The sequence below is a fragment of the Pseudomonas japonica genome, assembly GCF_013522925.1.
GTDB classification, from domain to species: domain Bacteria; phylum Pseudomonadota; class Gammaproteobacteria; order Pseudomonadales; family Pseudomonadaceae; genus Aquipseudomonas; species Aquipseudomonas japonica_A.
This window is the reverse complement of the sequence record NZ_JAAMQU010000029.1, coordinates 1-11144: the sequence shown is the minus strand read 5'-3', so window position 1 is coordinate 11144 and position 11144 is coordinate 1. Positions and strand designations below refer to the sequence as shown.

General features: G+C 64.5%; 9 protein-coding genes. 6 read left to right on the top strand and 3 right to left on the bottom strand.

Features of this window, described 5'->3' with window-relative positions; all coding sequences use genetic code 11:
- Both G7016_RS24605 and G7016_RS24600 read right to left on the bottom strand, forming a co-directional pair.
- Positions 1–3089: autotransporter family protein (locus tag G7016_RS24605; RefSeq protein ID WP_181118382.1), on the bottom strand; the 3089-nt coding region annotated here is incomplete at its 3' end.
- A 137-nt stretch (positions 3090–3226) separates the two neighbouring features.
- On the bottom strand, positions 3227–3442 hold the full coding sequence (locus G7016_RS24600; protein WP_181118381.1) for a hypothetical protein: 216 nt from the start codon (positions 3440–3442) through the stop codon (positions 3227–3229).
- A 190-nt stretch (positions 3443–3632) separates the two neighbouring features.
- Between G7016_RS24600 and G7016_RS24595 the strand changes: the two genes are divergently transcribed.
- From G7016_RS24595 to G7016_RS24580, 4 genes are all read left to right on the top strand, one after another.
- Positions 3633–4853 (top strand): zinc-dependent alcohol dehydrogenase, encoded by a 1221-nt coding sequence (locus G7016_RS24595; protein ID WP_181118380.1) that lies wholly within the window; start codon positions 3633–3635, stop codon positions 4851–4853.
- Positions 4854–4904: 51 nt separating this feature from the next.
- A complete protein-coding gene (locus G7016_RS24590) occupies positions 4905–5372 on the top strand; it encodes a hemerythrin domain-containing protein (protein ID WP_181118379.1) in 468 nt (155 codons plus the stop codon).
- Positions 5373–5447: 75 nt separating this feature from the next.
- On the top strand, positions 5448–6533 hold the full coding sequence (locus G7016_RS24585) for a glycosyltransferase (RefSeq protein ID WP_258195352.1): 1086 nt from the start codon (positions 5448–5450) through the stop codon (positions 6531–6533).
- Positions 6526–7578, top strand: a complete 1053-nt coding sequence (locus G7016_RS24580) for a hypothetical protein (RefSeq protein ID WP_181118378.1) — start codon at positions 6526–6528, stop codon at positions 7576–7578. The genes G7016_RS24585 and G7016_RS24580 overlap by 8 nt, the downstream gene beginning before the upstream one ends.
- Here G7016_RS24580 and G7016_RS24575 read toward each other — a convergent pair.
- Positions 7553–8458: a glycosyltransferase family 2 protein gene (locus tag G7016_RS24575; protein ID WP_181118377.1), complete on the bottom strand. Its 906-nt coding sequence runs from the start codon at positions 8456–8458 to the stop codon at positions 7553–7555. The genes G7016_RS24580 and G7016_RS24575 overlap by 26 nt on opposite strands.
- A gap of 173 nt (positions 8459–8631) precedes the next feature.
- Between G7016_RS24575 and G7016_RS24570 the strand changes: the two genes are divergently transcribed.
- Both G7016_RS24570 and aroA read left to right on the top strand, forming a co-directional pair.
- Complete coding sequence (locus G7016_RS24570) at positions 8632–9531, top strand: EamA family transporter (RefSeq protein ID WP_181118376.1); 900 nt, start codon at positions 8632–8634, stop codon at positions 9529–9531.
- 79 nt (positions 9532–9610) lie between these two features.
- The gene (gene aroA / locus G7016_RS24565; protein ID WP_181118375.1) at positions 9611–10867 is read left to right on the top strand and encodes a 3-phosphoshikimate 1-carboxyvinyltransferase; all 1257 of its coding nucleotides are present in this window, start codon (positions 9611–9613) and stop codon (positions 10865–10867) included.
- Positions 10868–11144 lie beyond the last annotated feature (277 nt).

Genomic DNA, 11144 nt, shown 5'->3' with positions numbered 1-11144 from the left:
TCGTAGCCCACACCCAGGTTCAGCTTCAGCGCGGTGCGTGGGGTGAAGGCGTGGGCCAGGGTGCCGTCAAGGCCGGCGATCAGCTGGTTGCTGTGGCGCTCTTCCACGTTGAGCAGCAGCGGCGCCAGGCCGCTGGACCCATGCTCGCGGTAGGCTTCGTCGCGGATGTGGTTGAAGTCCAGGCGCAGCGCGGGCAGCAGCTGGGTAGTGTCGCTCAGCTGCAAGGTGCGCCCGAGGCTGGCGCCGACAGTGGCGATCACGCTGTCGTAGTCGCCCTTGGCCGTGCCGCTCACGCCGCTGAGGGCCAGGGTGCGTTCACCTTGCACGCTGTTGTTGCCGGCACCGGCGTAGAGCATCAGCTCGGTGGTGCGGTCCAGTGCATAGCTGCGGTAGCCGAGGAACTGCCACAAATCCAGCTGGCTGCTCTGGGCCGCGCCTTGCACGTTGGCGGTTTCGGCGTTGGCGTAGGCAAACGCGAAGCCTGCGCGGGAAGTGGAAGAGAGCCGGGTGTCCATGCCGATCACCGAACCGCTGCTGCCACCGGTACGCCCGCTGGCGTAGCTGAAGGGCTTGCTCCACAGGCCGGGTGCGTTGTTCAAACCGTCCGCCGAGAGCAGGCCGTTGGCGATGCCCATGCGTTCCTGCACCGCCAGGCCGATGGCCGACAGCGCCGCCTGGCTGGCACGCAAGGAGGCGTTGGTTTGCGGCAAGGTTTGCGCCAGCCGGCTGGCCACCTCGGCGTTGCTGGTGGCGCTCACGAAGTAGGGGGTGAGTGCGCTGGCACTGCCCAAAGCGAGCTGCTGGTCCAGCACCCGGGCGGCGCCGGCACCGGTCAAACCGGCTTCAGTTGCCGCCACCCCGACACCGCTGGAGGTTTTGGCGGCCAGGGTCAGGTCCACGGTGTTGGCGTCCTTCACCGCGCCGAAGTTGAACAGCGCCGAGTTGCTGGTCACCGCAAAAGTGCCGTTGGATTTAAGCGTGCCGGCCTTGATCACGTCCTGCAAACGGCTGACGGTGAACGGCTGGTTGGCCTTGGCCACGTCCACGTCGATGCGTGCCTGGCTGGGCAGGGTGGCGGTGCCGCTCACCACCAACTGGCCGTAATGGGTGGCATCGGTGACTTCGGTGCGCAGTATCGCGCCGCTGGACTGGACGTAATCACCGGTCACAGTGGCGACCGTGCCGCGCTTGGCCGGCGCGCCCAGCACCAGGGTACCGCGGTTGGTCAGGCTGTCCACCGTCCAGCGGTCGCCAGGTAAAAGGGTGTAGGTGGCGTTGCTGTAAACGTAGGCGGTGGTATTCGGCGCGTATACGGCACCGGCAAAGCGCGCCGTGTTTGCACCGCCGATGTACAGCGCCTTCACTGTGCTGTCGTCGCTGATGTACAACGAATAGTCCGCGCCCTTGAACAAGCCGTTGTTCACCAGCCCTGCGGATAATGTGCTGTCCAAGACTTCCAGCCCGATGGCGTTGCCCCGTACCGTGCCCTTGTTGACGACTTGGCCGGTGATCGTCGAGCCGCCGATCTTTACCCCGCGGCTGGTGGCGTCGTAGTCATCCGGGTCCTTGTCGGCATTGAGGTTGGTGCTGATCGCTCCGGTATTGATAAAGGCGCCACCCACCTTGGTGTTGATCAATTCAAGCGCGCCCTGGGCAGCGTTCAGCGTGCCGCTGTTGCTCAGGCTCCCCTTGAGCGTCACACCGTCGAGCAGCACCGCGCGGGTGAGCCCTTCGATGCGGCCCTTGTTGATGAAGTCGTCGTCGATGCTGCTGCGGGTCATGATCACGCCGCTGCCCCGGTGCTCGATGGTGCGCACGTTGCCGGTGATCTTGCCGGTATTGATAAAGCTGCCGCCGATCCTGGTCATGTTCAGCAGCACGGCGTTCGCTCCGGTCATCCGGCCGCTGTTGAGCACATCGCCGAAAATCAGCGCGTCGCGGTCGGTTCGCAATGCTACGCCAAGAAAGCCACCGTCCAGGGTGCCCGCGTTGTTCACGTCCGTGCCCACCGCGCCGCCATAAATCGACAGGGCTCCGAAGCCGTCCGTACCCGAGCTGATCCGGCCGGTATTGACCACGCTGCCGGTGATCACGTTATTCACCAGGCCCAGGTCGCCGCTGCTCACGTACAGCGTGCCGCTGTTGCTGAAACTGCCCAAGCGGCTGTTGTAGATCGACACACCCGAGCCGGAGTTGATATGGCCGGTGTTGACGATGCCGCCCTGGATGGTCATCCCGGTGATGGTCAGGGCGGTGATGCCGCTGGACATCGTGCCGGAGTTGACGAAGCGCCCGTTGATTTGCCCGTCTTCAAGGTGGGTGGCGCCGTCGAGGGTGCCGCTGTTGATCACATCGCCGCCGACAAGGCCGCCCGTGATCAATAACGGGTGGCTGGTGCTGTCGATGGTGCCGCTGTTGCGGATCGAGCCATCGACGAACGAATTTTGCACCAGCAGCGTATCGCCGCCGCCGATGATCTCGCCGCTGTTACTGATGCTGCCGGTCACCGAGCTGTTGAGCACCGCCAGCCCATGGTCGCCGTCATTTACTTGAATGCGGCCGCTGTTCAGGATGTTGCCGGCCACGCCCACGTTGTCGGCGAGGATGCCCGAGCCGCCATTGGCGACAATGGCGCCGGCATTGGTCAGGCTGCCCGCTATCTGGATATTGGTAATTACAATCCCGGAGGCGCCTTGGATCACCCCCGTGCTGGCGTTATACAGCCGCCCGCTCAGGCTGCCTCCGTCAAGGGCGATACCGGAATCGCCTCGTAGCGAGCCAGCGTTGTCGATCTGCCGGGCAAACGCGCCCGCACCCCTGATGCTCGCGCCGATGTCAACTTCGATGCTGCCCGTTTCGGTCACCCGCACGCGGCCATTGTCGTCCAGTATGCAGGCTGTGCTGGTCGGCCCGCTGATCACGCTGCTGGTCGTTGTGCAACTGCCACCGGCGCTGGCGTATTCACTGCTCAGGCAGCCCATCGCCAAAACCACTGCTACGGCGAGGTGTTGAGGTGCGAATACGAAAGAAGGGGAGGTACGGCGTAAAACGGTCGACTGCAGAGGCTGACCAGGGCTGCGAATGTCCATGAGGCTACCCTGCCTGCGGTGGAAACGGAGCCTTGGGTATAGAACCCCGCCACAGTGCTGTCAAAGCCGTGTATCGGGCGTGTTACGAGCGCAGCGTCCTCGCTGCGCTCAAGGTGCGGTGTCGGTCAGGGAGCGGGTCAGTTATCCAGTTGGCGTTCCACGTCCTGATTGCGACGCTCCAGTGTTTCCGCGTCCTGTTCCTTACGCTTGATCGAGGTAGGCGTGATGGCTTCGTCGAAATCCTGCGCGGGCGAATCAGGCTCTTCGATGTCCCGCTCTACCACGTTCACGGGTTTGCCTTCGGAATCGGTGACGGGCGCATCCGGTTGTTGGCGATCGTCCTCGGTATTCATCAAAAAAGCCTCCAGTTGATACTGTACGTTCGGCCTCGCAACTCGCGAAGCCAGCGAGACGTTTGAGTGCGCCCGGGGTGCTTGGTTCGAACGCTATCAAGCGCTGCCGCTCATCCGCCGCCAGGCTGTATTTCGGAACCATTGTTCCACCGCCTCGCTCAGCATTAGGGACGATCAGGAGACTTCCATAATGCGTGCACTGACCTATCACGGCGCCCATAGCGTCAAAGTCGATACTGTACCGGACCCGGTTATCCAGGAGCCTGATGACATCATTCTGCAGGTAACCGCCACCGCCATCTGCGGCTCGGACCTGCACCTGTACCGGGGCAAAATTCCACAAACCGAGCACGGCGATATCTTCGGCCATGAGTTCATGGGGATTGTGGCGGAGACCGGCTCCGGCGTGACCGCGGTGCAGAAAGGCGACCGCGTGGTGATCCCCTTCGTGATCGCTTGTGGTGGCTGTTTCTTCTGCCAGCACGACCTGTTCGCGGCCTGCGAAACCACCAACACCGGCCGCGGCGCGATCCTGAACAAGAAATCCATTCCACCGGGAGCGGCGCTGTTCGGCTTTAGCCACCTGTACGGCGGCATCCCGGGTGGGCAGGCCGAGTACGTGCGTGTACCCAAGGCCAACGTAGGCCCCTTCAAAGTGCCGGGTACCTTGGCGGACGAAAAAGTCCTGTTCCTCAGCGACATCTTGCCCACCGCCTGGCAGGCAGTGACCAACGCAGGCATCGGCCAAGGTTCTAGCGTGGCGATCTATGGCGCCGGCCCAGTAGGGCTATTGAGCGCTGCCTGTGCGCGGATGCTGGGCGCCGAGCAGATCTTCATGGTCGACCATCACGAGTATCGCCTGGCCTATGCCCAGCAGACTTACGGCGTGATCCCGATCAACTTCGACAAAGACGACGACCCCGCCGACATCATCATCAACCAGACCGCTGGCAAACGCGGGGTGGACGGCGTGATCGACGCAGTGGGTTTCGAGGCCAAGGGCAGCACCACCGAAACCATCCTGGCCAACCTCAAGCTTGAGGGCAGCAGCGGCAAGGCCCTGCGGCAGTGCATCGCGGCCGTACGTCGCGGCGGCGTGGTCAGTGTGCCAGGCGTTTACGCCGGCTTTATCCATGGCTTCCTGTTTGGCGACGCCTTCGACAAGGGCCTGACCTTCCGCATGGGGCAAACCCACGTGCAGCGTTACCTGCCGGAACTGCTCGGCTATATCGAACAGGGCAAGCTTTCGCCCGAAGCGATCATTACCCATCGCATGTCCCTGGAACAGGCGGCTGAAGGCTACAAGATCTTCGACAAGAAAGAAGAGGACTGCCGCAAGATCATTCTTACCCCCGGTACGCCGGACGTTGTGATTCCAGCGCCAACCACGACTGACGGCGTGCTGGCCTGAGCCCCTGAGGCACCTATAACGAACCGTCGACTTTAGCCCGAGGACACCACCATGAACGCTATCGAACTGCTGGAACAGGACCATGAGCGCATCAAGGGCTTGCTGGAAGAACTGAGCAAGACCACCGAGCGTGGCGTCAAGAAGCGCGCCGAGCTGCTTGGCAAGCTTGAAATGGAGCTGACCCTGCACACCCATATCGAAGAAGACATCCTTTACCCGGCGTTCAAAAAGGCCGGTACCAAGGAACAAGACGTGATGTATTACGAAGCCAAGGAGGAGCACCGCGCGGTGGATTCGCTGGTGTTGCCGGACCTTAAGGCCACTGACCCGGGCACCCCTGAATTCACCGGCCGGGTGAAAGTGTGCAAGGAGATGCTCGAGCATCACATCGAGGAAGAGGAAGAGGAGATGTTCCCCAAGGCCCAGGAACTGCTGGGCGACCAGCTGGAGAGCCTTGGCCAGCAGATGGAGCAGCTGCGCCAGCAGCTCAAGAAGGACCTGACCCGCAAGGCCGCCTGATACGGCCTTGCAGGCAATCGCCGGCGCGCAGTGGGTTGCAACCCGCGCCGGCGCACGCCACCAATGGACACCCCCATGCCTTCGTTTTCCACACCTGCTGACACTGCCGCTCCCGGTCGCCCCCTGCGCATCGGGGTGATTGCCCATATCCAGTTTCCGATCCGCCAGCCCTTCGCCGGCGGCCTGGAAGCGTTCACCCACGACATCGTGCTGGGCCTGCGCGCGCGCGGCCATCATGTGACGCTGTTTGCCCGCGACGCCAGCGCCGAAGTGCTGCAAGTGGACCCCATCATCGAGCATCGCTGCCAGCCCATCAGCCTCAGCGAGGGCTACATGGCCGAGCACCACGCCTATATGGGGCTGATGCAACGGATCGACAGCCTGGGCTTCGACGTGATCTTCAACAACGCACTGCATTACGTGCCCGCCACCATGGCTGGGCTGTTGCGCACGCCTATGCTCACGGTGCTGCACACGCCGCCGTTCTTCGAACTGATCAACGCCTACGCCAATGGACGCGCCGCCGGGCACTTCTGCACGGTGTCGGCGGCCAACGCCCGGAGCTGGCGCCACCTGATCCCCGAGTGTGCGGTAATCCCCAACGGCATCGACCTTGACGCCTGGGCGCCCGCCGCCGAGCCACCGGGGGACCATGCCCTGTGGTTCGGCCGACTGGTGCCGGAAAAAGGTGCCCATCTGGCCATCGAGGCCGCCCGGCAGGCCGGCATGGAGATTCACCTGGCTGGCAACATGGCGGATGACGATTACTTCCGGAGCCACATCGAACCCTTGCTTGGGCCACGCGTGCATCACCTGGGCCACTTGCCGCGGGACCAACTCGCACGTGCGCTGGCCAAGGCCAAGGTAGCGCTGGTCACCCCTTGCTGGGATGAGCCCTTTGGCCTGGTGGTAGCCGAGGCCATGGCTTGTGGTACGCCCGTGGCCGGCTTTGACCGTGGCGCGATCGCAGACCTTGTTACCGAGGACACCGGCGTAGTGGTGCCGGCCAACGATACTGCCGCGCTGGCAGCTGCCCTGCGCGAAGCGGCGGGCAAATCCCGCGACGCCTGCCGGGCCCACGCGGAACGCAACTGGGGTTACGACCTTATGCTAGGGCGTTACGAGCGCCTGCTTCGGGAGGTGGCGGCTGCGCATGCGTGACATTCATATTGGCTACTACGTGCACCATCACGGCGCGGGCCATGGGGTGCGTGCGTTGACCATCGCCGAGCAGTTGGGATATCCGGTGACCCTGATGGGCAGCCGCTTGCCTGAAGGGCCGTTGGCACCTCATATCGACCGCCTGCAGTTGCCGCTGGACACCGCTGAAGGCGTAGAGGAGGGCACCCTTGATGCGCTGCACTATGCGCCGCTGGGAGTCGAAGGCCTGCGGGTTCGCATGGCGACGATGGCCAATTGGTTCCGCGACCATTGGCCCTGTTTGCTGGTGGTCGATGTGTCCATAGAGGTGGCCTTGCTGGCACGGCTGTGCTCGGTGCCTACTGTTTATGTCCGCCAGCACGGTCGGCGTAACGACCCCGCCCATGCCTTGGCGTATCAGAGCGCCAGCGCCCTGCTGGCACCTTACCCGGAGGAGATGGAAGCGCCCGACGTGCCTGGCCCGTTGCGCGCCAAAACCCACTACAGCGGTTGGCTGTCGCGGTTTGCCGAGCAGCCCGGCGCCGTGCCGGAACCCGGTCGGGTACTGGTGATCTGCGGCCGAGGGGGCAGCGGGCTTACCCCGGCACTGCTGAACGCAGCCGCCACTGCTTGCCCGCAGGTGCAGCTGCGGGTGGCCGGCGTGGACGCAGCGCTGCTGGCGGACTGCCCGCCAAACCTGGTCCCGCTAGGCCATCTGGCCAACCCTGTGGAGGAAATGCGCCGCGCCGGCGTGGTGATGGGCAGCGCAAGCGACAGCCTGGTGTCCGAGGCCGCCTCGCTAGGCTGCCGCTTCGTCGCGGTTGCCGAAGAACGCCCTTTCGACGAACAACTGCATCAGGCGCGCCAGCTGCAAGTGCTTGGCGTGGCCGTGGGCCTGGACCGGTGGCCGGCCGCACCCCAGTGGCCCGCCGTGTTGCAGGCTGCGTTCGCGCTCGATGGCAGCCGCTGGCGCCTGTGGGCCGATATCGCCGCCACTGCGCGAGCGGCGGCGATCATCCAGGAGCAGGCCTACGCCTTGTTCAAAAGCCCTGGCGGGCGGTATTGAAGCACGCCTCCACTTCGTCATGACGGGGCGTGCGTAGCACCTCCAGCGTGTCGCCTTCCCAGTTCACGAAACCGCGCTCGGCGAAGCTGCGCAGCCAGCCCTCCATGGGCCAAACCTTCCAGCGCTGATGAAACCGCAGGGCATTGCTGATGATGTCCTCGAAGTGGTTCAGCGGAGGGCTGTAGGTAGGGTGGTACTGGTGGAAAGCCAAGGCTTCGGCCACCCGCAAGGGCACCTTGCGATCCTGGGCGCGGAAGGCAAAATCGGTGTCCTCGGCGCCATAGCCGGTATAGCCTTCATCGAACCCGCCAACACGTTCGAACACTTCACGGGTACAGGCGAAATTGAGCGACCAGAACAGCGAGTGCTCCAACTCATCCCCTGGCTCACCCCGGTACACGCTCAAGGGGTGGGCAACGCTCTGCGCCTGCAAGCTGGCTTCGGTCCAGCCTGGCGCGTTGGCGCCTTCGGGCAGGTAACGCACGGCGCCCAGGTGCAGGTCGTGCGGGTAAGCGGTAAGGGCGGCGTGGTAATACTCAAGCATGTGTTCGGAGGGAATGCAGTCCACGTCGATAAATACCCATGGGCCGGGCGCCGCCAGCCCCAGCACGGCGTTGCGCGCCCGTGCCAGCGGCAGGCCTCCGGTGCCCTCCACCACGATCTCGTGAACAGGGAAGCGATCACTGTGCAAGCCCGCAGCGGGCTCGTTCATGTGGATCACCCACACCCCCAGCGGGAGCAGGGTTGAGTGCTCCAGGCCCCGCAGGAGGTTGTCCAGGTGGGCGCGGCGGCCGTGTACCAGGGTGATCACGCATACACCGGCAGGGCGTTTGGCAGCAATGGTGGCAGGCGGGTCCACCAGGGAAGGGGTAGCGGTCATTCGAGGGCTCCCGAAACATAAACCAGGCGTAGGTTGGCGGTGTGAAGGCGTTGCACGTAACATCGTGCGCTGCATGGACTTTCAGAGTCCTCCCGCTTGCCTTGGTCGACCGTCCGGCAAAGGTAAAGGTTTCTTCCCGTCGACCAGTGTCGCCGGCACGCGCAGGAGTAAGCATGTCACCCAAGGATCTGTTGTTGGCGCTGGTCGTGATCATCGCCTGGGGCTTGAATTTCGTTGTGATCAAGGTCGGGCTCGATGGCTTGCCACCGATGTTGCTCGGTGCGCTGCGCTTCGCCCTGGTTGCGTTCCCCGCCGCACTGTTCATCAAGCGGCCCAAGCTGCCATGGCGCTGGCTGCTGGCCTATGGGGTAACCATTTCGTTGGGGCAGTTCGCGTTCCTGTTCGAGGCGATGGCCAACGGCATGCCGCCGGGGCTGGCTTCATTGGTATTGCAGAGCCAGGCGTTCTTCACCCTGTTCTTTGCCGCATTGTTCCTGCGCGAGCGCCTGCGCCCTGCTAGCGTGCTGGGGCTGTTGGTGGCGGCCGGCGGCCTGGCGCTGATCGGCTTCGAAGGGGCGCACCCCACACCGTTGCTGGCGGTGTTGCTTACCCTCTGTGCCGCGGCCTCGTGGGCCATGGGCAACATCATCACCCGCCGGTTCGGCAACGTGAACCTGGTCGGGCTGGTGGTATGGGGCGCGCTGATTCCGCCGCTGCCGTTCCTGGGCTTGTCGTGGTGGCTTGACGGCCAGCAGCGGATCGTCGATTCGCTTGTGCACATTCAGCTCAGCTCGATCCTCAGCCTGGCGTACCTGGCCTTCATCGCCACCATGCTTGGCTACGGCTTGTGGAGCACTTTGCTGTCCCGTTACCCCGCCGGCAAGGTGGCGCCGTTTTCGTTGCTGGTGCCGGTGATCGGGCTCAGCTCATCGGCCCTCTTGCTGGGTGAACGCCTGGGTGCCCTGCAATGGGTGGGCGGCGGGCTGGTAATGGTGGGCCTGCTGATCAACGTGTTCGGCCCACGGCTGTGGGCGGGGCGCCCGGGCGCACAGGCAGCCACCTCGGGCCGCTGAACCGCCATGGCGGCCCTGCCGGTGATTGCCGCTTTATGGCATCATCGGCGCTTTTCCCCGTTTGCCCCTGGAGAAGCGCATGAGCCTGCCCACCGTCACCGTCGTCCCGCCTGGCACACCTTTGCAGGGGCGGGTGGCGCCACCGGGGTCCAAGTCCATCACCAACCGCGCCCTGTTACTGGCGGCGCTGGCCAAGGGCACCAGCCGCCTGACCGGCGCGCTTAAAAGCGACGACACCCGGCACATGTCCGAGGCCCTGCGGCAAATGGGCGTAACCATCGAAGAGCCCGACGCCACCACGTTCGTGGTCACCAGCAGTGGCGTATTGCAGCCGCCCGCGGGGCCACTGTTTTTGGGGAACGCGGGCACGGCGGTGCGCTTTCTCACCGCCGCGGTAGCCACCGTTCAAGGTGAAGTGGTGCTGGACGGCGACGCCTACATGCAAAAGCGCCCCATCGGCCCCTTGCTCGAGGCCCTGCGCGCCGCCGGCGTGGACGCCAGCAGCCCGACCGGCTGCCCACCCGTGACCGTGCGTGGCAACGGCAAGCTGCAAGTGACCCGGCTGGAAATCGACGGCGGGCTGTCCAGCCAGTATGTATCGGCGCTGCTGATGCTCGCCGCGTTGGGTGAAGCCCCCATTGAAGTGGCCCTCACCGGCAAGGACATCGGCGCGCGGGGTTATGTGGACCTCACCCTGGCTTGCATGCAGGCCTTCGGCGCGCAGGTGCAGACCGTGGACGACAGCACCTGGCGCGTGGCCGCCACCGTCTACCAGGCCAACGACTACCTGATCGAGCCCGATGCCTCTGCGGCCACTTACCTGTGGGCCGCCGAAGCTCTCACCGCTGGCCGTATCGACCTGGGCGTGGCCAACGAGGCGTTCACCCAGCCGGACGCTCAGGCGCAGGCGCATATTGCGCGCTTCCCGCATATGCACGCGGTGATCGACGGCTCGCAGATGCAGGACGCAGTGCCCACCCTCGCGGTGCTGGCCGCGTTCAACACGACCCCGGTGCGTTTCACCCAACTCGCCAACCTGCGCGTGAAAGAATGCGACCGGGTGCAGGCATTGTTCGATGGCCTGAACGCCATTCGGCCAGGGCTGGCCACGGTAGAAGGCGATGACCTGTTGGTGGCCGCCGACCCTGCGCTGGCGGGTACCGCGACTGACGCGCTGATCGACACCCACTCCGACCACCGCATGGCCATGTGCTTCGCCCTGGCGGGCCTGAAGGTCAGCGGCATCCGCATCCAGGACCCGGCCTGCGTGGGCAAGACCTACCCCGGCTACTGGGATGCGCTGCGCGGGCTAGGCGTGGAGTTGGTGTTTGCCTGAGGCCGAGGCGGGGGCCTTGCGCCCCCGTCGGATCGCCATCGCCGGTTGTGGGTAGGTGCCAGCCTGCGGGCAGGGTGGGCCATTTCATTCTCGGGTTACGCCTGCGGCTGTACCCCGCATTACCAACTGCCATAGGGCACACCGTATTTTTCGATATAGGCTTTGGACACGTCGTTCAGGTCGGGATATTGGTTGCCGTACCGTCCGCCGTATGGGCCGGCCTCGACAACGCGGCCTTGAACGCGAGCTATGGGCACGCTGCGGGTACATTGGCCGG

What these genes read in the sequence shown, in the direction of transcription:
- G7016_RS24600 (WP_181118381.1), bottom strand. Translation starts at nt 3,442, where the DNA reads ATGAATACCGAGGACGATCGCCAACAACCGGATGCGCCCGTCACCGAT.
- G7016_RS24595 (WP_181118380.1), top strand. Translation starts at nt 3,633, where the DNA reads ATGCGTGCACTGACCTATCACGGCGCCCATAGCGTCAAAGTCGATACT.
- G7016_RS24590 (WP_181118379.1), top strand. Translation starts at nt 4,905, where the DNA reads ATGAACGCTATCGAACTGCTGGAACAGGACCATGAGCGCATCAAGGGC.
- G7016_RS24585 (WP_258195352.1), top strand. Translation starts at nt 5,448, where the DNA reads ATGCCTTCGTTTTCCACACCTGCTGACACTGCCGCTCCCGGTCGCCCC.
- G7016_RS24580 (WP_181118378.1), top strand. Translation starts at nt 6,526, where the DNA reads ATGCGTGACATTCATATTGGCTACTACGTGCACCATCACGGCGCGGGC.
- G7016_RS24575 (WP_181118377.1), bottom strand. Translation starts at nt 8,458, where the DNA reads ATGACCGCTACCCCTTCCCTGGTGGACCCGCCTGCCACCATTGCTGCC.
- G7016_RS24570 (WP_181118376.1), top strand. Translation starts at nt 8,632, where the DNA reads ATGTCACCCAAGGATCTGTTGTTGGCGCTGGTCGTGATCATCGCCTGG.
- aroA (WP_181118375.1), top strand. Translation starts at nt 9,611, where the DNA reads ATGAGCCTGCCCACCGTCACCGTCGTCCCGCCTGGCACACCTTTGCAG.